23 protein-coding genes are annotated in these 24072 nt (G+C 58.1%); 10 read left to right on the forward strand and 13 right to left on the reverse strand.

Going from position 1 to position 24072, the window contains the following annotated elements; genetic code table 11:
* Positions 1-113 precede the first annotated feature (113 nt).
* The gene (locus ACMGG9_RS10245; protein WP_042784370.1) at positions 114-932 is read right to left on the reverse strand and encodes a C40 family peptidase; all 819 of its coding nucleotides are present in this window, start codon (positions 930-932) and stop codon (positions 114-116) included.
* A 416-nt stretch (positions 933-1348) separates the two neighbouring features.
* Here ACMGG9_RS10245 and ACMGG9_RS10250 point away from each other — a divergent pair, with 416 nt between their 5' ends.
* Positions 1349-1696, forward strand: a complete 348-nt coding sequence (locus ACMGG9_RS10250; RefSeq protein WP_004931329.1) for a Grx4 family monothiol glutaredoxin — start codon at positions 1349-1351, stop codon at positions 1694-1696.
* Positions 1697-1764: 68 nt separating this feature from the next.
* Here ACMGG9_RS10250 and rnt read toward each other — a convergent pair whose 3' ends face one another.
* The 6 genes from rnt to ACMGG9_RS10280 form a co-directional block, all read right to left on the reverse strand.
* Positions 1765-2448 (reverse strand): ribonuclease T, encoded by a 684-nt coding sequence (gene rnt / locus ACMGG9_RS10255; RefSeq protein WP_016927925.1) that lies wholly within the window; start codon positions 2446-2448, stop codon positions 1765-1767.
* A 77-nt stretch (positions 2449-2525) separates the two neighbouring features.
* Positions 2526-2933: a lactoylglutathione lyase gene (gene gloA, locus ACMGG9_RS10260; RefSeq protein WP_033652600.1), complete on the reverse strand. Its 408-nt coding sequence runs from the start codon at positions 2931-2933 to the stop codon at positions 2526-2528.
* A gap of 333 nt (positions 2934-3266) precedes the next feature.
* The gene (locus ACMGG9_RS10265; protein WP_060660776.1) at positions 3267-4370 is read right to left on the reverse strand and encodes an alkene reductase; all 1104 of its coding nucleotides are present in this window, start codon (positions 4368-4370) and stop codon (positions 3267-3269) included.
* Positions 4371-4457: 87 nt separating this feature from the next.
* Complete coding sequence (locus ACMGG9_RS10270; RefSeq protein WP_033642921.1) at positions 4458-5078, reverse strand: TetR/AcrR family transcriptional regulator; 621 nt, start codon at positions 5076-5078, stop codon at positions 4458-4460.
* Between the two features lie 102 nt (positions 5079-5180).
* Positions 5181-6818 (reverse strand): phosphoethanolamine transferase EptA, encoded by a 1638-nt coding sequence (eptA, locus tag ACMGG9_RS10275; RefSeq protein ID WP_147880576.1) that lies wholly within the window; start codon positions 6816-6818, stop codon positions 5181-5183.
* Positions 6819-6954: 136 nt separating this feature from the next.
* Complete coding sequence (locus ACMGG9_RS10280) at positions 6955-7596, reverse strand: NAD(P)-dependent oxidoreductase (RefSeq protein WP_033652597.1); 642 nt, start codon at positions 7594-7596, stop codon at positions 6955-6957.
* A gap of 138 nt (positions 7597-7734) precedes the next feature.
* Between ACMGG9_RS10280 and ACMGG9_RS10285 the strand changes: the two genes are divergently transcribed.
* From ACMGG9_RS10285 to ACMGG9_RS10295, 3 genes are all read left to right on the forward strand, one after another.
* Entirely contained in the window at positions 7735-8664 is a 930-nt protein-coding gene (locus ACMGG9_RS10285) for a LysR substrate-binding domain-containing protein (RefSeq protein ID WP_187174031.1), read from the forward strand.
* A 21-nt stretch (positions 8665-8685) separates the two neighbouring features.
* On the forward strand, positions 8686-8925 hold the full coding sequence (locus ACMGG9_RS10290) for a DUF1289 domain-containing protein (protein ID WP_019455980.1): 240 nt from the start codon (positions 8686-8688) through the stop codon (positions 8923-8925).
* Positions 8926-9025: 100 nt separating this feature from the next.
* Positions 9026-9922: an aldo/keto reductase gene (locus ACMGG9_RS10295; RefSeq protein WP_033652596.1), complete on the forward strand. Its 897-nt coding sequence runs from the start codon at positions 9026-9028 to the stop codon at positions 9920-9922.
* A 61-nt stretch (positions 9923-9983) separates the two neighbouring features.
* Here ACMGG9_RS10295 and ACMGG9_RS10300 read toward each other — a convergent pair whose 3' ends face one another.
* Positions 9984-11828, reverse strand: a complete 1845-nt coding sequence (locus ACMGG9_RS10300; protein WP_414162138.1) for a polyurethanase — start codon at positions 11826-11828, stop codon at positions 9984-9986.
* Positions 11829-12069: 241 nt separating this feature from the next.
* Here ACMGG9_RS10300 and sodC point away from each other — a divergent pair, with 241 nt between their 5' ends.
* Positions 12070-12591: a superoxide dismutase [Cu-Zn] SodC gene (gene sodC / locus ACMGG9_RS10305; protein WP_414162139.1), complete on the forward strand. Its 522-nt coding sequence runs from the start codon at positions 12070-12072 to the stop codon at positions 12589-12591.
* Here sodC and ACMGG9_RS10310 read toward each other — a convergent pair whose 3' ends face one another.
* From ACMGG9_RS10310 to ACMGG9_RS10320, 3 genes are read right to left on the reverse strand one after another with little or no spacing between them, the layout of a single operon-like run.
* Positions 12592-14622, reverse strand: coding sequence for an FUSC family protein (locus ACMGG9_RS10310; RefSeq protein ID WP_414162140.1), 2031 nt, complete (start codon positions 14620-14622; stop codon positions 12592-12594).
* Positions 14623-14625: 3 nt separating this feature from the next.
* Complete coding sequence (locus ACMGG9_RS10315; RefSeq protein ID WP_015377735.1) at positions 14626-15489, reverse strand: HlyD family secretion protein; 864 nt, start codon at positions 15487-15489, stop codon at positions 14626-14628.
* 3 nt (positions 15490-15492) lie between these two features.
* Positions 15493-15729, reverse strand: a complete 237-nt coding sequence (locus tag ACMGG9_RS10320) for a DUF1656 domain-containing protein (RefSeq protein WP_025159708.1) — start codon at positions 15727-15729, stop codon at positions 15493-15495.
* 180 nt (positions 15730-15909) lie between these two features.
* Here ACMGG9_RS10320 and slyA point away from each other — a divergent pair, with 180 nt between their 5' ends.
* A complete protein-coding gene (gene slyA, locus ACMGG9_RS10325) occupies positions 15910-16341 on the forward strand; it encodes a transcriptional regulator SlyA (protein WP_004931301.1) in 432 nt (143 codons plus the stop codon).
* A gap of 93 nt (positions 16342-16434) precedes the next feature.
* Here slyA and ACMGG9_RS10330 read toward each other — a convergent pair whose 3' ends face one another.
* Entirely contained in the window at positions 16435-16899 is a 465-nt protein-coding gene (locus ACMGG9_RS10330; RefSeq protein ID WP_025159710.1) for a glycine zipper 2TM domain-containing protein, read from the reverse strand.
* Between the two features lie 351 nt (positions 16900-17250).
* Between ACMGG9_RS10330 and anmK the strand changes: the two genes are divergently transcribed.
* From anmK to tyrS, 4 genes are all read left to right on the forward strand, one after another.
* A complete protein-coding gene (gene anmK, locus ACMGG9_RS10335; RefSeq protein WP_213586982.1) occupies positions 17251-18372 on the forward strand; it encodes an anhydro-N-acetylmuramic acid kinase in 1122 nt (373 codons plus the stop codon).
* 45 nt (positions 18373-18417) lie between these two features.
* On the forward strand, positions 18418-18720 hold the full coding sequence (locus ACMGG9_RS10340) for an MliC family protein (RefSeq protein ID WP_004931294.1): 303 nt from the start codon (positions 18418-18420) through the stop codon (positions 18718-18720).
* A gap of 88 nt (positions 18721-18808) precedes the next feature.
* Positions 18809-19462: a pyridoxamine 5'-phosphate oxidase gene (pdxH, locus tag ACMGG9_RS10345; RefSeq protein ID WP_033642930.1), complete on the forward strand. Its 654-nt coding sequence runs from the start codon at positions 18809-18811 to the stop codon at positions 19460-19462.
* 139 nt (positions 19463-19601) lie between these two features.
* A complete protein-coding gene (gene tyrS / locus ACMGG9_RS10350) occupies positions 19602-20876 on the forward strand; it encodes a tyrosine--tRNA ligase (protein ID WP_033642931.1) in 1275 nt (424 codons plus the stop codon).
* 71 nt (positions 20877-20947) lie between these two features.
* Here tyrS and ACMGG9_RS10355 read toward each other — a convergent pair whose 3' ends face one another.
* The gene (locus ACMGG9_RS10355) at positions 20948-24022 is read right to left on the reverse strand and encodes a DUF4214 domain-containing protein (protein ID WP_187048843.1); all 3075 of its coding nucleotides are present in this window, start codon (positions 24020-24022) and stop codon (positions 20948-20950) included.
* Between the last annotated feature and the right edge of the window lie 50 nt (positions 24023-24072).

The raw sequence follows: 24072 nt of genomic DNA on the forward strand, positions 1-24072 counted from the left end.
ATTTTCATCATAAAAAACAGGAGGAAAAGCGAGAAATGCACGTGGGGGAGTGCGATGGGCGATAGCTTGAGCAGGCGGTTGCGGCCGAGGCCGCAACCGCGAAGAGCAGGGAATTAACGGATGGTTTTCGGCGTCACTACGCGGCGAGCGCCGATGTAGTGGTTCTGCCAATAGTCGTTATCGAGCTGGCTGATGCGGATCTCTTCGCCGGTGCGCGGCGACTGGATGAATTTGCCGTTGCCGAGGTAGACGCCGACATGATCCGCCACGCCGCGGTTGTTAATGCGGAAGAACACCAGATCGCCGCTTTCCAGTTCGCTTTTCTTGATCGGCGCCGCGTCGCGCAGGTGATACATTTCGTTGGCGGTGCGCGGCATCTTGATTTTCACCACGTCTTTATAGGCGTAATAGATGAGGCCGCTGCAGTCGAAGCCGGTGCGCGGCGAGCTGCCGCCCCAACGGTAAGGCTTGCCCATCTGATCCATCAGCTTGGCCATCGCGGTCTGCTTGGCGTGCTGGTAACGCTTTTTGTGCGCCGGGCTGAGTTTCAACGGTTTTTCATCACGCGCCAGCTTGGCGGTGGCCATACCGGCTTCGCGGTGGCGGCCATAGCCTTTTTTGTAGCCCTTTTTCGGTGGGGTGACTTTAATTTTGGCGGTTTTCTGCGCTTTGGCCTTGGGTTTGGCGCTGACGATCTTTTTCGCGCTTTTCTCGCTTTTGACCTTGGCGGTCTTGGTTTTTTTCTCGGGGGCCGTCACTTTGGCTTTTTTGGCGGCTTTATCCGCTTTCTTTTTTCTGCGGTCATCGGGCCGCGCTTCATTGGCATGGCTTTTACGCTGCTCGGCGGCAACACGCGCCTGTGGCGCAGCGTGCGCCAAATTGAAGAAGAGCTGCGTAAACAGCAGCGCAAAGAGCGTAAGAATTAAACGCATGTCGACGTCACCAACCTTGGCCCCGAAACGGATATCGAAAGAGTTACAGTATTCCCGAATTTCGCCATATAAAACAGCGAAGAACTCATAAATAATAATCCATATTGTGAGAAAACGTTAATGACATTTTTTTTGGTTTAAAATCAGCCTGTTGGTGTATAAAAAAGCGCCAGGCGGCGGTGGCGGATATAATTAAGCCGCGCCGTCATCGCGGCGCAATATATTAGTGAAATGGTCGGATTAAAAATGTTATTCTCAACGTATGTTTTGACCGGAATGACGTGGCCGGTGAAACGCGATCGGCGGCGGGCGAATATCCTTGCAAAAGATGGCGTTTTCTTGCGACTGTTCCAGCCGCTACAATAGCCCGCGTGATGCATGTTGTAGCCATGAAATGTGGCTTGAGGAAGCAATAAATGACGACGACACTTGAAAAAATTCAGCACCAGATCGCTGAAAACCCGATTCTGCTGTACATGAAGGGTTCGCCAAAGCTGCCGAGCTGCGGCTTCTCCGCGCAGGCTGTGCAAGCGCTGTCCGCCTGCGGCGAGCGTTTCGCCTATGTGGATATTCTGCAAAACCCGGACATCCGCGCCGAGTTGCCAAAATACGCCAACTGGCCGACTTTCCCGCAGCTGTGGGTAGACGGTGAGCTGGTCGGCGGTTGCGATATCATCATCGAAATGTATCAGCGCGGCGAATTGCAGCAGCTGATCAAAGAAACGGCAGAAAAGTATAAAGCGCAGGAAGACCAGCAGTCTTAATCGACAGACTTGCGGTTATCGCGTAACGGGCGGCGCCAGTGCAAACTGGGCCGCCTTTTTTATTGGGCTTATTCGGCGAGATCGCCGGCGGGCAGCGGCCAGCCGCCGAGACGCTTCCAGCGGTTAACCAGCTCACAAAACAGCAGGGCGGTTTGTTCGGTGTCGTACAGCGCGGAGTGCGCCTGGCTGCTGTCGAACGGCATGCCGGCAGCGATGCAGGCTTTGGCCAGCACCGTTTGCCCCAGCACCAGGCCGCTCAGCGCAGCGGTGTCGAAGGTGGCGAACGGATGGAACGGATTACGCTTCAAACCGGCGCGTTCGGCCGCGGCCATCAGGAAGCTGTGATCGAAGTTGGCGTTGTGCGCGACGATAATGGCCCGGTTGCAACCGCGATCCTTGAGCCCTTTGCGCACCGCTTTGAAAATGGCGTGCAGCGCGTCGTATTCGCTGACCGCACCGCGCAGCGGGTTGTGCGGATCGATGCCGTTAAACGCCAGCGCTTCCGGTTGCAGGTTGGCGCCCTCGAAAGGCTCCACGTGGAAGTGCAGGGTTTCGTCGCGCTGCAGCCAGCCGTCTTCATCCATTTTCAGCGTCACGGCGGCGATTTCCAGCAGCGCATCGGTATTGGCGTTGAAGCCGGCGGTTTCAACATCTATTACTACGGGATAAAACCCACGAAAACGACCACTCAGGGCGTTAAGATCACTTTTTTCGGCCATCAGTTTCTTATCTTCATCGAATGCAGCGCGCATTATGGCAAATTTTGCGCCCGGTTGCAGGCGCTATCGCGCGGAGAATCAGCGGGGCGCAGGCGCACCCCGAGAGAGGCTTAGTGGCCGAGGCCTTGGCCGGCGTGTTTGTTTTCGATCAGCTCGATTTTATAACCGTCCGGATCTTCGACGAACGCGATCACCGTGGTGCCGCCTTTCACCGGGCCGGCCTCACGGGTGACGTTGCCGCCGGCGCGGCGGATGTTGTCGCAGGTGGCGGCGACGTCGTCCACGCCCAGCGCCAGGTGGCCGAAGGCGGTGCCCATGTCGTAGCTGTCGGTGCCCCAGTTATAGGTCAGTTCGATAACCGCGCCTTCGCTCTCTTCCGTATAGCCGACAAAAGCCAGCGAGTATTTGTACTCCGGGTTTTCGCTGGTGCGCAGCAGGCGCATGCCTAATACCTTGGTGTAGAAGTCGATGGAGCGTTGCAGATCACCGACGCGGATCATGGTATGGAGTAAGCGCATAATTCCTCTGAATTGACTGTGCCGTGGCAGACGGCGGGTGGATTGAAGCACAAGCGAGTATAGCCTTGTCCCGCAAGGGAATTCAACGTGACGAGTTGGTGACGATGTCGCTTTTTGCCCCCTCGCCATGGGTGTTTAAATATTGATCGAGTGTACCGATCGATACGAAGTAATTGATCTGCACAATCAATTATCAATTCCGCGCGTAACCGTGTAGAAATTGACCTGTAGCAGATAACAACACCAGGGAACGTCGGCCCGCCTTGTGCGGGCCTTTTTGCGTGCATAAAAAAACGGCCAGGCGGTTGCGTGGCCGTTTAGGGTCAGGACGGGTTACTTCGTCAGAAACGGGTAGTCGGTATAACCTTCGGCGCCACCGCCGTAGAAGGTTTCCGGCTTAGGTTCGTTGAGCGGGGCGTGTTGACGGAAACGCTCGACCAAATCCGGATTGGCGATGTAGCTACGGCCAAAGGCCACCGCGTCGATGAAGCCTTTTTCGATCAACGCTTCGGCTTTTTCAGCGGTGTAGGCGCCGGCGCCGACGATCACCCCTTTAAAGTGGGCGCGCACCGAGTCACGGAAGGCGTCGGAATACGGTTTGCCGCCGGCCCAGTCCGGTTCGGAGATGTGCAGATAGGCGATGTTGCGTTTGTTCAGCTCTTCCACCAGGTACAGCGCCGCTTCTTCCTGATCTTCACCGTTGTCCAGGCCGTTGAACGGCCCCAGCGGCGAGATGCGGATGCCGATGTGCTCGGAGCCCCATTCTGCGATGGCGGCGTCGACCACTTCCAGCGTCAGGCGGGTGCGATTCTCGATGTTGCCGCCGTATTGATCGGTACGTTGGTTAGACGCCGGAGACATGAATTGGTGCAGCAGATAGCCGTGAGCCGCATGCAGCTCGATAAAGTCGAAGCCGGCTTCACGCGCGTTGGCGGTCGCCTGGCGGAAATCGTTGACGATGCCCGGGATCTCGCTGGTTTCCAGCGCGCGCGGCGTAGAGGTCGGTACGCGCACCCAGGCGCCGGTTTCGTCACGCACGGTGGTGCGGGTGTCTGCGTTGATCGCCGAAGGGGCGACCGGCGCTTGTCCGCCCGGCTGGAGGCTGGTGTGGGAGATGCGGCCTACGTGCCACAGCTGTACGGCGATGTGGCCGTTTTTGTCGTGTACCGCCTGCGTGATGTGTTTCCACGCGGCGATCTGCTCCGGGGTATGCAGGCCCGGCGCACCGGCGTAGCCTTTCGCCTGGAAGGAGATCTGCGTCGCTTCGGTCACGATCAGACCGGCGCCGGCGCGCTGCGCATAATACTCCGCCATCAGCGGCGTGGGAATGTCGCCCGGTTCGATGCTGCGCAGACGCGTCAGCGGAGCCATAAACACGCGGTTGGGCAGGGTGACTGCGCCAACTTTCAGCGGAGAGAGCAATTTTTCAGTCTTCATAGTGCATCCTGTATTTAATAGACCGGTCGTCTAGTTATGGGCGATAAAAAAACACGAACTGCATTTTCACGAAAAAAGACGGTGGTGTTACGGCTGCGGCGGGCGCAGCAGCAACTCGATGCTTTCCAGCGCGCTGGTCAACGGGGCCAACGATCGCCGGATCTTGGCGCGCAGCGAGGCGCCGAGCCACAGGGCATACAGCGTCTCTGCGGTTGCCGCCGGGCTCATGGCTACCGACAGCGATCCCTCGGCGATGCCGCGCTCAATGGCCGCCTGCAGGTGGCCGATCACCCGGGCGGTCCCGGTTTCCAGCGCATGGCGCATCGGCTCCGACAGGTCGCTCACCTCGGCGGAGAGTTTCACCGCCAGACAGGCGTTATGACATTCGCTGCGGCAGTGGTAACTGATGGCCTGGGCGTAATACCCCAAGAGCTGGTGGCGCGCATCGGTATGCTCGTCGGCAAACAGCTTTTGCATTTGCGCATCATAGTGCGCGAAATAGCGTTGCAGCATCGCTTCGCCGAAGGCTTCCTTCGAGCGGAAATAGTGGTAGAACGACCCTTTCGGCACGCCCGCCGTGGCCAGCAGTTCGCTCAGCCCCATGCCGGTAAAGCCCAGGCGCAGGCTGAGGGTTTCGCCGGTGGCGAGCAGATGTTCACGTGTATCCACGTTGCAATGCGTTGATTTGGTCATCATGGCGCCGAGCATAATAGACCGATTGGTCTAGGTCAATGGGAATAAAAAAACCGGCGCACAAAACGCCGGTTGGTCTCAAGCATTGTGCCTCAGCGGCACGCGGAAGTTAAGCGCTTACGCCGCGTTGCGGCAGCGTTGCAGAATATCCAACTGGGATTGATATTCACGCGTCTGCACATTCAGCATGCCCAACAGGGTGTGGAACAGATTGTCCTGCGAGACGTCGTCCTTTTCCGCCAGCGCGCTCAGGCACTGGCGATCGATGCCGAAATTGCGCTGATAGTCGGCCGACATCCACATCAGGAATGGCACGTGAGTTTGCTGGCTCGGCGCGAAGACATAAGGCGTGCCGTGCAGATACATGCCGTTTTCTCCCAGCGATTCGCCGTGATCGGACAGGTAGACCAGCGCGGTATTGAACCGGTCGTCATACTGCTGCAGCAGCTTGATGGTGGCATCTAGCATCGCGTCGGTATACAGGATCGAGTTGTCGTAGGTGTTCACCAGCTGTTCATGGCTGCAATCCTGGATCTGATTGCTGTTGCAGGTCGGCGAAAACGTCTGGAACTGCGGCGTGCTGCGGCGGTAATAAGCCGGGCCGTGGCTGCCCATCTGGTGCAACACGATCACGCCGTCGTCTTTCAGGCTATTGATGTAGTCGTTCAGTTTGTACAACAGCACATTGTCCATGCAAACTTCGCCGTCACAGTCCTGCGGCAGTTTCAGTTTGGTCATGTCGATGTGCGGCACCCGATCGCAGGCGCCTTTGCAGCCGCCGTCGTTATCGCGCCACAGCACGTTGACGCCGGCATGCGCCAGCACGTCGAGCATGCCTTCCTGGTGCGTCGCCTGAGTTGCGTCGTACGCTTTGCGCGGCATGTTGGAGAACATGCAGGGGACGGAGATCGCCGTTTCGGTGCCGCAAGAGCTGGCGTTCTTGAAATAGACCACGTTGTCCTGCTTGAGGCGCGGGTTGGTCTCGCGATCGTAGCCCCCGAGAGAGAAGTTTTCGGCGCGGGCGGTTTCGCCTACCACCAGGATCACCAGCGTTTTCTTGGCCTGTCCGGCGATCAGCGGCCCTTTGCGCGCGTCTTCACCGATCATCACCAGCGGCAGATTGCGCGTGAAGTAGCGCTGCTCGGTAAACTTGATGGTGCCGGCGACGAAGTTGGAAGGCGTTAACATCTTCACCACGCTTTTATTGTTGCGGATCAGCGAAGCGTAGTCTTTGTAGAACAGCGCGGCGATGATCAGGATCACCACCAACGACAGCATGACGTTGGCGGCGCGCAACCCAACCATGTACCACCAGGGGCGGGTCTGGCGAATATGGGTGAAGCAAACCGCCGCCGCCGGCAGGACGCCGAGTAGCGCCAGCCACAGCCCCATGCGCGGCGTCAGCAACGCCGTCGCTTCGTGGGTGTTGGTTTCAAAGGCGTTTTGCATCATGTTGCCGTCGATCACCACGCCATAGCTGTACATGAAATAGTTGGCTGCGGCGCTGCCGAGCAAGAAAAAGACGATCAGTGGTTTGCGCAGGTAGGGCACGGTCAACACGCTGAAGATAATATTCAGCGCACAGAAGATCACCACCGGCATGCTGGCGGCGAATATCACGCTGTGGACGCTATCGAAGGTGATATACGACCAGGCGCGATGCAGGAATAACGCGTTTTGGAACAGAGTGAAGAACAGGGCGGTGGCGAGGATAAAACCGAGGCTGTTGCACTGTAAGCGTTGACGTAACCACATTGCCAAATCTGGATCCTGAGAGTAGATAATGCCTTGAAATCTACCGGATGAAACTTAAGAAAACCTTAGAAATTCAGAATACTGGCGGCGGCGAACGCGGGAAAACGCCAGGCCGGTGGCCTGGCGGTGAGGGGAATTAGTAGGCGGCGGTGAATTGGGCGCGAATAAACTGAGGTTTTTCAATCTCATCGACGATAGCCACCGCCAGATCTTCCACCGAAATGCTGGCCGGCGCGTCGCCGTTCATCAGCAGCTGCGTGGTGCCGAGGCGGAACTGGCCGGTGCGTTTGCCCGGTTCCAGCAGGGCGGCCGGAGAGAGATAGGTCCAGTCGAGCGCTGATTCGTTGCGCAGTTTATTGCGCAGATCGCGCACCGCCTGCGCGCCGGGGCGGATATTTTCCGGGAATTGCGGCGTATCCACCAGTTCAACGCCCGGCGCCACTTCCAGGCTGCCTGCGCCGCCCACCACCAACAGGCGCTTGACGCCTGCCTGCTCGACCGCGGTAAGGATCTGCTGGGCGCCGCGCGCAGTCTTCTCATACAGGTTGTCTTCACCCCAGCCGGGATTGTAGGCGCTGATCACCGCATCCTGACCGTGCAACTGCCCCGCCAGCCAGGCGGTATCGGCGACGTCGCCCAGCGCGACGGTCAGATTGGCGTGGTCCGGCAAATCTTTTTTCTGACGGGCGATCGCCGTTACCTGAATGCCGCGAGCCAGCGCTTCATCCACCACACGGCGGCCAACAAAACCGGTTGCTCCAATAATGGCTACTTTCATCTGTATGCTCCTTCAGGGATGGGTCAGTATCGTAAGGCAGGCCGATGTGCCTGCTGCGTGGGATCTACTCTAGTCCTTAACAATAGCCGTGATTAGTGCCATATTCATGCTTTCTTGATTAAGTAAAACTTCATAATCGTGGATAAACTCAATCGAATGGCGGTGTTCGCCACCGTGGTGGCGGAGGGATCGTTGGCCGGTGCGGCGCGGCGGCTGGGCATGACGCCGTCGGCGGTCAGTCAGCATATGCGCTCGCTGGAGAAGGCGCTCGGGGTGCCGCTGTTGCACCGCTCCACCCGCCGTCTGGCGTTGACCGAGGCGGGGGCGGCGTTTTATCCCGGCTGCGAGGCGATGTTGCAACAGGCGCAGCAGGCGGAGCAGCGGCTGGCGGAACTGCGGGACACGCTGGTGGGCGAGCTGCGCATCGCCACTCCGGTCGGCATCGGCGGCCGCTCGTTGGCGGAGGCGCTGGCGCCGCTGTTGCAGGCGCATCCCAAGCTGACGCTGCGGGTGCTGGCGGACGATCGCATCGTCGACATGATAGAACAGCGGGTCGACATTGCGCTGCGCGCCAATCGTCAACTGGCGGACGCCAATATGATCGCTCACCCGCTGACGGCGTGGCCGATGGTGCTGTGCGCGGCGCCGCGTTACCTCAGCCAGCATGGGGTGCCGGAAAAGCCGCAGGATTTGGTGCAGCACCGCTGGATCTCCAGCGGCTACAGCGGGGCCCATCTGGATTTGCTGCATCAATCCGGCCAGCAGGTCAAGCTGCGGCTGGCGGAGGGGCAGATCGTCAGCGAGAGCATGAACGTGATGCGCGCCTTTACCCGCGCCGGCCTGGGCATTTCCGTTCAGCCGCTGTATGAAATTGGCGACGAGCTGCAGCGCGGTGAGCTGTTGCTGCTGTTGCCGGAGTGGCGGCCGGCGCCGCTGCGGCTGCACGCGCTGACGCTGGAACGCACTATGCCGGAGAAAAGCCGCCAGGCGCTGCGCTATTTGCGCGACTATTTTCGCCGCAATGGCGAAAAGGGACTTGCCAGCGGCGGCGATGACGTCTTCAATTAGCAGGAGAATGCAGGAGGGCCCGTGGCACAGCAGCTTGAATTTTTCGACATCCCCAGCCCGTGTCGCGGCATTTGCCAGGCCGACGATCGCGGTTTCTGCCGTGGCTGCCTGCGCAGCCGCGAGGAGCGGTTCGGCTGGATGAGCATGAGCGACGCGCAAAAGCGCGAAGTGCTGCGTCTGTGTCGCCAACGTTTCCTGCGCCTGCAGCGCGCCAACAAAGCCCCCGACGAGCCGCTGCCGGAACAGCCTTCGCTGTTTTGACCCTTTCCTGATCTGCCGCACGTTCATGCGCCTTTGCGCTTCCCTGCGCCTCACCGGCTTGTGTATGCTGGCTGACAACTAATGTCATGAGGTTTTCGCAATGGTAGAACGCATTCGTCTCGCGCCGCAGGGGCCTGAATTTTCTCGTATGATTTGCGGTTACTGGCGGTTGATGGAGTGGGGCATGTCGCCGCAGCAGCTGCTGACGTTTATCGAACAGCATGTCGAACTGGGCGTCACCACCGTCGATCACGCAGATATCTACGGTGGTTATGCCTGCGAGCAGGCATTCGGCGACGCGCTGCGCTTGAAGCCCGCGTTGCGGCAGTCGCTGGAGCTGGTGAGCAAGTGCGGCATCGCCACCACCGCCAAGCCCGGCAACCCGATCGGCCACTACATCACCGATCGCGATCATATCGTACAGAGCGCGGAACACTCGCTGCGCCATCTGCATACCGACTACCTCGACCTGTTGCTGATCCACCGCCCGGATCCGTTGATGGACGCTGACGACGTGGCCGAAGCCTTTGTCGCGCTGCACAAAAGCGGCAAGGTGCGCCATTTCGGCGTCTCTAACTTTACGCCCGCGCAGTTCCAACTGCTGCAGTCGCGTCTGCCGTTCTCTCTGGTCACCAATCAGGTGGAAATCTCGCCGATTCACCAACCGGCGATCCTGGACGGCACGCTCGACCAGTGCCAGCAGCTGCGCATCAAACCGATGGCCTGGTCCTGCCTGGGCGGCGGCCGCTTGTTCAACGACGCCGAGTTCCAGCCGCTGCGCGACGAGCTGCAGCGGGTGGCGCAAGAGATCGGCGCCGAGACCATTGAACAGGTGGTTTATGCCTGGGTGATGCGCCTGCCGTCTTCGCCGCTGCCGATTATCGGCTCCGGCAAGATCGAGCGGGTGCGTTCGGCGTTGAAGGCGCAGAAACTGGCGCTGAATCGCCAGCAGTGGTTCCGCATTCGCAAGGCGGCGTTGGGGTATGACGTGCCCTGAGACGGGGGTAGAAAGAGGAAAGCCGGGCGGCGAAAGCGCCCGGCTTTTTTTACGTCGCTCTTTAGGCCAACACCACCTGATCGGGGTTGAAATGATCGAGCGAGACGCCGATCAGCGTGACCTGGCTGTGGCCGAAGGCCAGCACCAGATCGTCGTTTTGCTGCGTGGCATAGTCGCGGATATTCCCGCTGGCGCCCTCGGTGCCGATAAATACCAGTTTGTCGGTGGCGTTGAAACCATACAGCTGGTCGCGGCCGAAATCGCCGCTGAACAGGAAGGTATTGCCGTTGCCGACCCCCTTCAGGATGTCATCGCCGCTGCCGCCGACGAAGGTCAGGTTGCCGCCGGCATGGCCGATCAGCGTATCGTTGCCGGCATTGCCGAACAGCCAGGCGTCGTGGCTGCGAGCCTGCAGGACGTCATCGCCGTCGCCGCCGGTGGTGGCAGCCGCATAGGCTTTGAGGCCCGAATCCGATTTCAATCCGGCGGCGGTCACCTGATGATCCACCTCTTTGCTGAAAATCAGCCAGGAGGTTTCTTTGCTGCGCAGGGTGCTGATGTCGTCCGCCAGCGTAATGCCGCCTTTGGCGTCGCGCAGGTAAAGCGTATTGCCGTCGTAGGCGACCTCGGTGTTTTTCAACGCCTGCTGGGTATCGAAGATATTGTGGCCTTTGCCGCCGGCGATCAGGTTATAGCCGCCGGCGTCGCGGAAGATATCGTCACCGTCGCGGCCCTCGAGATAGTCGTTGCCTTTGCCGCCCTTGATCAAATCATTGCCGTCGCTGCCGATGATAAACGTCGGCCCGCTGTGCGTTTCCGCGTTGCGGTTCAGATCTTCCACCCAGGTACTGCCGCGCGTGATGTTCGACAGGTTGGAGACGATGATGGTCGAGTCTTTGTCGGTCAGCGAATAAAACTCGGAGTTCAGCACCCGCATCAGGCCATCCTGATAGAAGAACGGCAGGTGGGATAGCCAGGTCGGAATGTTGAGAATGGAGAACGGCAATAGATTCCAGGCGTCCGACGCGTAGTGGTCGTTGAAGTTGACGATATTGTTGGTGGCGGAGGTATGCGGCGCATCGTGAACGCCCAATGACGGCAGGGTCAGCGAGGTGCCGTCGAGCGCGCGAAACACCGGATCGTTCTCATAGCCGATGTTGATCACCTTGCCGCCGGCTTCGTACTGGGTCGGCGAGGCGAAGGCGATATAGTTGGACTGCGCGTAGAAGCCGCCCCAGTTGGCGTCGCTCTGCGCCGCCATGCTGTTGACCGCCAGCCCGCCGAGGCTGTGGCCGCTGATCACCACGTCTTCGCCGCTCAGCCCGTGGGCCTGCGCGAATTTCGCCACGTCCCCCAGCAAATTGCCGAAGGCCTTCAGCGTATAGCCGTCGGCATAGCCTTTCGGCCCGAACCCGGCCAACAGATCGTTAATCACATCGCCGATGGTATCGCCGATCAGCGACTCGCGCGGGCCGCTGGTACCGCGAAATGAGATGCCAATGGCGGTGAGATTGCCTTCGCTGTCATATTTGCCCAGCACCTCGGCCTGAGCGGTGGTGTAACCGGCGGTTTCGCCGTAGTAGGTGCCGCGCGCATCGGTTTTGCCGGCGTAACCCAACTGCGCGGCGTCGATCACTGACCAGCCGGCATTGTTCACCGCGTCCTGCGCGGCCTGTTCGGAATCGGGGTTCCAGGGAAGACCGGGCAGGCCGCCCTGCGACTGGGTGCTGCCGATGAGCGCCGTGATCAGCGTCAGCGGCAGACCGAGGCCGAAACCGGTCTGGTGATAGCCTTCATCGAAGCCGTTATCGATATTGTGGTAAGCGTAGGTAGAGATGGCCAAGGCGTCGGAAAACAGCGCCTTTGACGCGTTTTCGTCCAGATCCTTATAGCTAAAGATGCCCATATCAGTTCCTTATGAAGTATGCCGCCTGGCCGGGAAGTGAACTCTCGCGCGTCGGCGGTGGAAACAGGGAAACAACGTTAGCCGAACGACAGCTGGTCAGAGGACCAACATCGGTAGAATTATTATTGGTGCTAAATATTAGGCCCGCGAATCAAATTGGCGAGATTGTGCGTTGGTTAACAGTGCTGGCGCTGGCTCTCCTATACTGATAACTCGATATAGTCATTAAGGAGACTGATTGATGAAACGTTATTGGTATGCGGCGCTTGGCCTGATGGCCTGCGGGGCCGCTCAGGCGGCGACGGTCGACGTTGAGATGAACCTGGTGACCGGGCAGAGCATCGGTCAGGATATCGGCAAAGTGGCCATCAGCGAAACGCCTTACGGCTTACTGTTCACGCCGAGCCTGAAAGCCTTGCCGGCCGGGGTGCACGGTTTCCATGTGCATGAGAAAGGCAGCTGCGAGCCGGGCATGAAGGACGGCAAGGCGGTGGCGGCGCTGGCGGCCGGCGGGCATTTTGATCCGCAAAAAACCGGGAAACACCTCGGGCCGTATGCCGACGGGCATCTGGGCGATTTGCCGGCCATCTATGTGACCGCCGACGGCATGGCGAACGATCCGGTGTTGGCGCCGCGGCTGAAAAAAATCAGTGAAATTGAGGGCAAGGCGCTGATGGTGCATGCCGGCGGCGATAATCACTCGGATCATCCGCTGCCGCTCGGCGGGGGCGGTGAGCGCTTCGCCTGCGGCGTGATCAAGTGATCATCCGCCGCTGACGGCCGCTGTGGCGGCGGGCTGGCCAATGGCCTGTTGCAATTGCTGCAGCGAGCAGTAGAGCCGCCAAATCAGGCCGGCCAGATCGCGCGCCGCCTGTTCCGGGTGGTGCGCCAGGGCGTTGCTCATGCGCAGCAGTTCTTGCAGCGTGGCGTCCAGCGAACTGTGCTGCACGCCTTTCTCCGTCATGATGCCGCGCAGGCAGTGGATACAGACGTTGCGCACCGCCGACAGCGGATCTGAGCGGGTTTGCCAGTCGCGCAGCTGCCAGACGATGTGGCTGCAGTTGAGCAGCACCACGCCCCAGCGCAGCAACCAGGTGCGCGCCTCCTGATCCTGACTTTGATTGAGCTGGCTGATGCGATGGTAGATCAGCGATTCAAACTGGCTTTCGCTTTGCTGCGGCTTTTTGCTCAACTGATCGATAAAGTCGCGGCGCAGCGCGCGGATAATACGGCGGCTCTTTCGCTTGTCCGAGCTGGGGCGCAGGATCTGAAACGCCAGCCCGGCCAACAGCACACCGACAATTTTACCGATGTTGTCATTGATAAAGGACTGGTAGTCATAGCTCGGCGGATTGCTGACGGTCAGAAATGAGCCCATAAAGACGATCAGCTGCCCCCAAAGCGCGGCATAAGGCGGATTCTGCAGTTTGAGCATCTGCATGGTCACCAGGATCGGGAACAGGAAGGCGCAGAACACCCAGAAATCGTCAATCTGGATCATCAAACCGAATTTCACCACGAAGCAGGCGACCGAGAGCAGCAGCACCGCCTTGAGCAAGGTGCTGACGCTGTTGATCGGCGAAGGCGTGGAGGAGTAGAGCACGCAGCTGATGGCGGTGAGCGTCAGCGCCGCGCTGCCGGCGTCCCACTGCGTGTTGATCCAGTAGGCGCAGCCGATCACGATGCATAAAAAGGTGCGCAGGCCGTTATAGGCGGCTTCGTAGCTGTCGGTATGGCGCGCCAGCGAGGTGACGCGCGGCGGCTGGAGATCGCTGACCGCCGTGGCGCTTTCCAATCGCTGCAGCCAGCGGTTGCAGCGCAGATAAAGCCAGCAGAAATCACGCAAACGCAGCCAGAAGGCGCGATGGCGGTAGTTCGCTGCATCTTGCGGGGCGATCTGCTGGAGCAGGCGCGCCAAGCGATATTTATCGGTGGCGGGATCGCGCAATTCATCCAGCAGTTGCGTCAGCACCGGCATCAGATTGGCGGGACGATCCGGCCAGTTCAGCAGCATGCGGCGCAGGCTGGAAATGACGCTGGTAATGCGCAGCTGCTGGTGCAGCAGATAGTTGAGCAGGTTATTTTGCCGCCGCAGGCGGTAGTGGCTCCAAAACGCCTGAATGCGCAGCAGGTTCATGGTCAGGATCTGGCCGATAACCCCTTCGTGCGAGGTGCGCATCTGTGCGGTGACCTCCGGCTGCCACAGCATGGCGGCGTGCTCCAGCAGCCGCTGCTGCATGCGCCGCAGCGAAGTCAGCAAGGCTTCGCCGTCGGAGGTGCTGGGCAGGATCATCATCATCAGCCCGCCGCACAGAATGCCGGTGATCACTTCGCAAACCCGCGCCTGGGCGATATCGAAGATCTGCTGGGTATCGGTGACGTTGACCGTACCGAAGGCGATGATGGCGGCGGTATAGCCCGCCAGCGCGAACGCGTAGGAAACGTTGTTTTGATAATGGTTGGAGATATAGGTGCATAGCCCGATCCAGGCGGCGATGAACAGCGTGAACAGCCAGGGATCGTTCAGGCAGTGGCCGGCGATCGCCACCGAGGCGGCGGCGCCCACCAGGCTGCCGAAGATGCGGCCGATGCTTTTGCTGATCACGCCGCCGATGGTGGGGAAGCTGACCACCGCGGCGGAGGTGAGCGCCCAATAAGGTTCGTCGAGCTCGAGCACGAACGCCACCCACAGCGCCAGACACATCGCCAGCGAGTTGCGCAGCGCATAGCGCCATTGGCCGCCGGTCGCTTTACCCCAGGGGGTACGGCTCCACTCCAGAAAGGGCAGGGTCACACTTTAGTTCCGCTGATGAATCGAAATGGTGCAGGTGGTGCCGGCAACCAGCGTCAAATCGGCGGGCACGTTGAGCAATTTTATCCGCACCGGCACGCGCTGAGCCAAACGCACCCAGGGAACATTGGGCTTAACATCCATTAATAGATCGTTGTTGCTGTCAACGCTCTGATCGTAAATGGCGCGGCCGATACTCTCTACTTCCCCCTGCAACGGGGTGTTGCCGTTATATAAGACAATATCGGCTTTATTGCCTTCTTTTATATGTTTCAGCTTGGTTTCTTCGAAATAACCGAGTACATAAAACGAATGGACATCCACCAGCGCGACCAAAGGCGTGCCGGCGTTGGCGTAGTTCCCGACCCGCGCCTGCAGATTGGTGATATAACCGTCGGTCGGCGCGTAAATTTTAGTTTTGCTCAAATTCCATTTGGCCTGTTCCAGGTTGGCCAGGGCGGCTTTATAGGCGGCCTTCATTGCCTGAGCGGCTAAATTGGACTCATCCAAATCTTCAGCGGAAATAACGTTGCGCGGCAACCCGCGGCGTCGGGCGGCTTCGTGGTCCGCCTTGGCCAGATCCGATTGCGCTTTTGCCACCGCGGCCTCGGCATTGTCCAGCGCGATCTGATAAGGCACCGGGTCGAGGGTAAAAATCAGACTTCCCGCAGGTACGAATTGATTGTCATTCGCACTTATTTTCTCTAATCTTCCAGAAACCTCAGGGGTGATATTGACGAGTTCTGCGCGCACTTTTCCGTCACGGGTCCATGGGGATTGCATATAATAATTCCAGAGCCACCAACCGGCGCAGACGGCAATGGCGCAGACGATCACCGTAGAAAAGTATTTTAATGTTTTATGCTGCATGGGTTACCAACTCGCTAAAATCCATAAGGAACCGCTGACGGTCAGGACGAAAATGGACAGGTCCATCAACATGGGGTGCCAGATTTCACCGGAATACATCCAGTCCCTGAGCAGCTGATGAATCAGCAACCATAAGACCAGTCCTAGCAAAAAAGCTTTAAATATGGGTGGAAAATAAAGCGATGCCCCCAGGACCAAATCGGGTAAGGGCGATGAGGCGTGTAACCATGATGTATTCACATTAACAATCCCTACGGGTGAATATGTTGAATATTTGCATAACGATTAAACAATAGCGGCTAAAAATAGTGGTTATTTCCACAATATACATTATATACATTTGTGTTTTTAATGTGAGTTACCCAAAATAGTCTAAGCTCTGGGAGGTAATGTTAGCATGCTAATTATAAGGAGGGGTAAGTGGAGTCAACATTAGGTTCAGATTTAGCACGATTGGTTCGTGTTTGGCGAGCGCTCATCGATCATCGGCTCAAGCCGTTGGAGCTGACCCAAACGCATTGGGTTACGTTGCACAATATCAATCGCTTGCCGCCGGAGCAGTCGCAAATCCAGCTGGCCAAGGCGATCGGTATCGAGCAACCGTCACTGGTTCGCACGCTGGACCAACTGGAGGAGAAGGGGCTTATCACGCGTCACACCTGTGCCAACGATCGCCGCGCGAAGCGCATCAAGCTGACCGAAGCGGCCGATCCGATCATCAGGGAAGTCGACAGTGTGATCACATCTACGCGCAGTGAGATTTTAAGCGGCATTACCGCCGACGAAGTGCATCTGTTGGTAGGGCTGATTGGCAAGTTAGAACAAAATATCACCGAACTGCAGAACAAATAATAATATTCTTATTTTTCTACGATTACAGTTTCACAGCATCAGAAATAAAACCGGAGGCGATTGCCTCCGGTTTGCCGTGTGCCGCCTGCTGACTTACAGCGGAGAGACGGTGATGGTGTCGCCCATGCGCGCCATGCGCACGCGCTGACCCGGGCTGAACTTGGTGTCGCCTGCTTTCTGCACCACGACGATGTTCTCTTTCTGGTCGGTTTTGATTTCCAGCTCGTAGCCTGAGGTACGACCGGCCACTTCACCGATGCTGTTGCCCGCCGCGCCGCCGGCGATAGCGCCCGCCGCGGTAGCCAGCGTACGGCCGGTGCCGCCGCCAACGGTGTTGCCCAACAGCCCACCAATTACCGCGCCGCCGATCATCCCCAAGGCGTTGGAGCCTTCGCCGCCCTGAATTTTAACCGGACGCACGGAAACCAGCGTCCCGTAAGTGACGTTCTGCACCTGCTTGGCCTGCGAGGACGAGTAGACATCGCCGGACATGGATTCATTGGCACACCCAGCCAACGTAACGGCGGCGACGGCAACGACGAGAAGACGCTTGATCATATAAAACTCCTGATGGTAGTAGTCCATAACCTGGCAATGCTCACCAGGCAAGATTCAGTGAAAATGATAGACAAAGTATGGCGGAAAGTTGATACAGCGCCATGCCTCATCGCTGCACGCAGCTTAACTTTTCTCTGTTCAACCAATAATAAACCGCGGTTTACCTTTATGACAGCCTCACCGACATTCCGTTGCCGGTTAACGCACGGTTTAACACATAAAATGTGCCACAGCGACGCACCTGGCTCACGGCGCGTAAAAAAAGCATCATAATTCATGGCGTTAATTCGTCAATTCTGGTTTATTTGTCAGGATAAAATTTGCTTACCGTGCGGGTTAGAGGATGTTGCTATGAAGTCAGGCCGCTATATAGGCGTCATGTCCGGCACCAGTCTGGACGGAATCGATGTGGTATTGGCCGCGATTGACGATCGCATGGTGGCGCAGCAGGCCAGCTATAGCCATCCGATGCCGATCGCGCTGAAAAAAGAGATCCTGGGAATGTGCCAGGGGCAGCAAACCACGCTGGCCGCGGTCGGCCGGTTGGACGCACAGCTGGGCACGCTGTTTGGCGAGGCGGTGCTCGGCCTGCTGAAGCAAACCGGCATCGACGCGGATCATATCACCGCCATCGGCTGCCATGGCCAGACGGTATGGCACGAACCGGAAGGCGACGCGCGTTTCTCCATGCAGCTCGGCGACAACAACCGCATCGCCGCACTGACCAATATCACCACCGTCGGCGATTTCCGCCGGCGCGACATGGCTTACGGCGGGCAGGGCGCGCCGCTGGTGCCGGCGTTTCATCAGGCGCTGCTGGGGCATCCCGTCGAGCGGCGTATGGTGCTGAACATCGGCGGCATCGCCAACCTCTCTCTGCTGTTGCCCGGTGCGCCGGTGCGCGGTTTCGACACTGGGCCGGGCAACCTGCTGATGGACGCCTGGATCTGGCGCCACCGCGCGCAACCTTACGATCAGGACGGCGGCTGGGCCATGCAGGGGCGCGTCTGTTTGCCGCTGTTGCAGCAGATGCTGGCGGACCCTTACTTCGCGCTGCCTGCGCCGAAAAGCACCGGCCGCGAGTATTTCAACATCGCCTGGCTGGAGCGTCAGTTGGCCGGATTACCGGCGATTGCGCCGGTCGACGTGCAGGCCACGCTGACGGAGCTGACCGCCGTCAGCATCAGCGAACAGGTGCAGCTGGCCGGCGGGTGTGAGCGACTGCTGGTCTGCGGCGGCGGGGCGCGCAACACGCTGCTGATGGCGCGCCTGTCGGCGCTGCTGCCGGGCACCGAGGTCGGCCTGACCGATGATTGCGGCGTCAGCGGCGACGACATGGAGGCGCTGGCCTTCGCCTGGCTGGCGTTTCGCACGCTGTCCGGACAGGCCGGCAACCTGCCTTCGGTGACCGGCGCCAGCCGTGAAACGGTGCTGGGTGGGATTTATCCGGTTTTGCCATTCGGGGGGCGCTAGCTCTGTTAGGATAGCCTGTGAAGGATTTTTCTAAGGAGCAACAGCATGAAAAAAGTCATTTTCGTCGCCGGCGCGCTGGCGCTGTCCGGCTGCAGCTACATCCTGCCGCAGAGCAGCCAGACGATGCACTACCAGTGCGGCACCACGCCGTTGACGGTGGCGCTCGACGGCAAGGCGAGCGAAGTCAGCCTGCTGATGGATGGCGAGCAGCTGCATCTCAAGCAGGTGCTGGCGTTGACCGGCGCCAAATACAGCGACGGCAAATACACTTTTTGGTCGAAAGACCGCAATGCCTATCTTGAGCGCAACGGCAAGGTAGTCATGAGCGACTGCGTGTTGACGGAGTGACGGTCAGCGGCGGCGTCGGAGCGATTGAGTTCCTGGCGCCGCAGGCGCAGAATGTAACGACGGATTTTTCAGTTGGTCGATAACCCAGATGATTGAAAAGAATGAGTTTGATGTTGCGGACCTGCGCCGTGAATATACCCGAGGCGGCCTGCGCCGCAACGATCTGACCGCCAATCCGCTCGAGCTGTTCGAGCGCTGGCTGAAACAGGCCTGCGACGCGCGCCTGGCCGATCCGACCGCCATGTGCGTCGCCACCGTCGACGAACGCGGCCAGCCGTATCAGCGCATCGTGCTGCTCAAGCATTTCGATGAGCAGGGGTTGGTGTTTTACACCAACCTCGGCAGCCGCAAGGCGCAGCAGCTGGCGCAAAACCCGCATATCAGCCTGCTGTTCCCCTGGCACATGCTCGATCGTCAGGTGATTTTTCTCGGTCAGGCGGAGCGCCTGTCGACCCTCGAAGTGCTGAAGTATTTCCATAGCCGGCCGAAGGACAGCCAAATCGGCGCCTGGGTGTCGCAGCAGTCGTCACGCATTTCCGCGCGCGGCGTGCTGGAAAGCAAATTCCTCGAGTTGAAGCAAAAGTTCCAGCAGGGCGAGGTGCCGTTGCCGAGTTTCTGGGGCGGATTCCGCGTGAAATTCGACTCCGTCGAGTTCTGGCAGGGCGGCGCCCACCGCCTGCATGACCGTTTCCTGTATCAGCGGGACGGGAATGACTGGAAAATTGACCGACTGGCACCTTGAAGACGTAAAATCCCCCTCTAAGCGCTGGTGCTGACGCCGCCGGCGCTTTATTCTATGCGCTACCCTGAATTTTTATTTCGCCACTGGGCGAAAGGCCGTGTACCGGCAAAGGTGCATTCGTTTATACATGGAGTCATTGATGGCAAGCAGCAACTTGATTAAACAACTGCAAGAGCGGGGCCTCGTTGCCCAGGTTACGGATGAGGAAGCGTTAGCGGAGCGACTGGCGCAAGGGCCAATTGCACTGTATTGCGGTTTCGATCCGACCGCTGACAGCTTGCATTTGGGCCATCTGGTTCCTCTGTTGTGCCTGAAGCGCTTCCAGCTGGCCGGCCACAAACCGGTAGCGCTGGTGGGCGGCGCCACTGGCCTCATCGGCGATCCGAGCTTCAAAGCGGCGGAGCGCAAGCTGAACACCACCGATACGGTGAATGAGTGGGTGGAGAAGATCCGTAAACAGGTTTCCCCGTTCCTCGATTTCGACTGCGGCAGCAACAGCGCTATCGCGGCCAACAACTACGACTGGTTCGGCGGCATGAACGTGCTGACCTTCCTGCGTGATATCGGCAAGCACTTCTCCGTCAACCAGATGATCAACAAGGAAGCGGTCAAGCAGCGCCTGAATCGCGACGACTCCGGCATCTCCTTCACCGAGTTCTCCTACAACCTGCTGCAGGGCTTCGATTTCTCCGAGCTGTACAACCGCCACCAGGTGGAGCTGCAGATCGGCGGTTCCGATCAGTGGGGCAACATCACCTCGGGTATCGATCTGACGCGTCGTCAGCATCAGAAGCAGGTGTTCGGCCTGACCGTGCCATTGATCACCAAGGCGGACGGCACCAAGTTCGGTAAAACCGAAGGCGGCGCGGTCTGGCTGGCGCCGGAAAAAACCAGCCCGTACAAGTTCTACCAGTTCTGGATCAACACCGCCGACGCCGACGTTTACCGCTTCCTGAAGTTCTTCACCTTCATGAGCCTGGAAGAGATCAACGCGCTGGAAGAAGAAGACAAGAACAGCGGCAAGGCGCCGCGCGCCCAGTACGTGCTGGCGGAAGAAGTGACCGGCATGGTGCACGGTGCGGAAGGCCTGGCGGCCGCCAAGCGCATCACCCAGAGCCTGTTCTCCGGCGCGCTGCATGACATGACCGAAGCGGACTTCGCCCAGCTGGCGCAGGACGGCATGCCGACCATCAAACTTGAGCGCGACGCCGATCTGCAGCAGGCGCTGGTGAATGCCGAACTGGTGCCGTCACGTGGCCAGGCGCGCACCATGATCGGTTCCAACGCGGTGACCATCAACGGCGAGAAACAGTCGGATGCCGAATACCGCTTCAGCGATGCGGACCGTCTGTTTGGCCGTTACACGCTGCTGCGCCGCGGCAAGAAACACTACTGCCTGGTGGACTGGCAGTAAGCGTCAGGCTACATGACATGAAAAGCCCGGGGGTCTCCCCGGGCTTTTTTTTCGCATGGCGCGGATGAAGATTAGGCAAACGCCTCCGACGGCGAATTTTCGGCCGCAAGACCGTTCACGGTGACGGCCGGCGCATGGTAGTGCAGAGAGACGGCGGCCAGATAGGGATCCTGATTGCCGATCGAGAACACCACATCATCGGCGTCAAACGTCTGGTTATGATTTTTATCCACGATGACATAGACCGATTTATCCAGTTTCAGCAAACCGACTTCCGCCAACTGGTGGGTGCTGGCGCCGTTGGTCATTTTCGCCAGAACCTGCGAGAACAGCGCCTGGGCGTTGTTGGCGCCCGTCAGACCGCTAAACGCCGCCTGCAGTTCGGTGGCGCTGGTCGCGCTGCCATACAGCGTGGCGGTTTTATCGCCGGCCTTGGAGAAGACCCATTGGCTGGCGGCATCACCGACATTGATCACGCTATTCTGATAGCCGACGTTCAAGGTGACCATGTCATCTATTTTACTGTCGCTGAAGGAGAGTGTCCGTGCCGAGTCCACCGTGGTATTACCTTTTACCTGTGCTTTCAACACCGTCAGGCCGGTATCGTCAATGGTCAGTTGATGCCCGTTCAATTCGTTGATGACAGTGCTGAAATCGTCTTTGTTGGCCAAGGAGTTCAATGTGTTGTAGAAGCTGCCGCCACCGGTGCCGCCTTTCTCCGCCACTAACTGCAGCTTCATATCCGAATAAAAGCGGCGATCGATGTAGTCGTTTCCGCGAATGGTTTGCAGATTATCGCTGAAATCCGCCGCGACGGTGAGGTTGAGCACCAGTGCTTGATCGCCGGCATACATCGCACCGGTCAGTAGCAGGTCGGAAATTGAGTTATCCCCGCCGCTGAGCGTCATGGTGCGGTTTTGCACCATTTCTGCGTTGCTGCCCATATAGACTTCCAGCGTTTGTTTATGGTCAGAGGTAAAGCTGAACGTGCCCATATCCAAATCGAAGAACTTGCCGCTGTCTTTGGTGAATTCCAACGTAAAGCGGGTATCGCTTTGCCGGGTATCATGAATATGAATATGGCTGTTGCTTGTCAGACCGCCGGCCAGTTTGAACGAGTCATTGCTGACGTTAAGCAGTGTCAGGTCGCCGGAATAAGCCGAAATAATCCCACCGGCGTGGCCGGTATAACCGTTGCCGTTGCTCAGGGGCAACTCGGCTTGGGTGAGGGAGGATACGTTGGCGTAAGCCGCGTTGTGGATGCCGGCATTTTGGCTGAAAAGACCAAAGTCGAAGACCTTGCTGCCTTCGCTGGCAACCCATTTTCCGTCGAGATAAATGTCGCCGGTTCCTTTGTAGTGAGTCAGATCGATATAGTCAAAATATCTGAATTGGTTGACGTTGCTGACGATACTGCCGTCGAGATTACCGAGCTGATTTGTGGTCAGATAAACTGATTTGGTAATGAAGTTAGCTGACAGCATTGTGATAGTGGACGAACTCGCGGATTTAGCCTCTGCCAAAAAATGGCTGCCGATATGGTTGGCGCCGCCGTTGACGCCATTGCCGGCCCAGAGCAAGTTTTTCGCCATCAGGCTGGTATGGGCATTGTTCAGGCTGCTGCTTCCTTCAACCACGACGTTTAAAAAGCTGATGGGTAAAGCGGCATCCGCATTGGCGATATTGGCATCGTTGAGGCGCAGAGAAACGAATTTATTGCCCAGGGAAGAGAGCACCATGGTGTTCGTAGCATAGAGACCGGACAGCACGATGGAATTAACATTCTTCAAGGCTGTCACATCAAGGTTCGTGGGCGTATTGACGTTGAGGTTGATCTGACTCAACGTGACTATCTCGGCATTGGTGACCTCATGATCCCCTCTGCCATTAATGCTGGCCACCAGTTTACCGCTATCTGACAGGCTGAACGTTCCGTTGAAGTCCCGTTGATAGCCCAATGCATCGCCCAATTTTATATCGAAGTTTTTCAGCAGACTGGCCTGGGGCGGGTAGGGGTGATTATCCAGTGGGAATTTGCCTTCGCGGAAGGCATCGATAATCAGCGAGGAAGCCTTGATATTGTCGTTGCCGGCCTTCAGCAGGATAGCCTGCGCTGAAGCGCTGTCGAGTGGCTGGCCATAGAGTTTGAGGTAAATCTTTTGATAATCTCCGGCGTTGCGGAATTGGTAGGCGCTTGACAACATTTTAAGCAGATCGCTGTGAGAGGTGCCGCTGGCCAACAAACGGCTAAAGGTATCGAGCGCAGTGGCGTCAGCGGCGGTTCCGGCAACCGTCAGGTACAGCGCCATCACCGCTTCGGTATAAACGGGCGGCGGTAATTCACCTGGTCCATAGACATGAGTTGCCGCCGTGAAGTTTTGCTTGGCGGTGGTGGCGGCGGCGTCATTTCTGATGTCATCCATCATGCGCACTATGACATCACCGCGTGTTTCACTGTGATCGTTCAATCCCGTCACGTATTTTTGCAGGTCACTCTCACTGGCGCTTTTACCAAACCCCGTCGAAAATATTTTCCTGACAAAATCGTCGTTGCTGAGTGAATGGATATAGCTTTTCGTGGCGATGAATGCATTGGCGATGTCGACGGTATTTTTCTTGCCGCTAACCAGCAGGTCGCTCCAGTATTGGACGGCGGCGGAATGGGTCATGCTACCGAGCAGATAATAGAGACCTTGTACATCTGCTGCTGCAGAGAGCTGTGACGGTTGCACCAGCTCTGAAGGATACAGCGTGGTGTTGACGATCGTCTGCAAATGCTGTTGTTGAGCTTGCAGTCCGGCATCGTTGCCCGTGTAGTTTATGACGTTGGCGATCAACTCAGTCGTCAGGTTGCCGAGAGATTTTCCCGCGTTGACCTGCGTGGTGAGCGCGTTCAGCGTCAAGGCATCCGGCTGTGCGCCGGTGGTATTCTGATAGATGTATTGTATTTTTTGGCTGGTGGTCAGGCCATCGTAGCGATGTTGCCCGTCTTGCGAACGAATAAACATATTGGCTAATTCACTTTGCGTGTAATCGCCTTTCTCCAGTTTTTTGGCGAAATAATTCAACGCGTCATCATCGGCTTTTTTGCCCAATGTGGCATAGAACAGCTTGGCTACACCTTGTTGCAAGGTCAGTAGGCTCATGATATTTCCCTGTGTGTTGTTAAAATAAGTGCGAGGCATCGACAAGTACA

This window comes from Serratia sp. BNK-10, from assembly GCF_047456065.1.
Classification (GTDB): Bacteria; Pseudomonadota; Gammaproteobacteria; order Enterobacterales; family Enterobacteriaceae; genus Serratia; species Serratia ureilytica.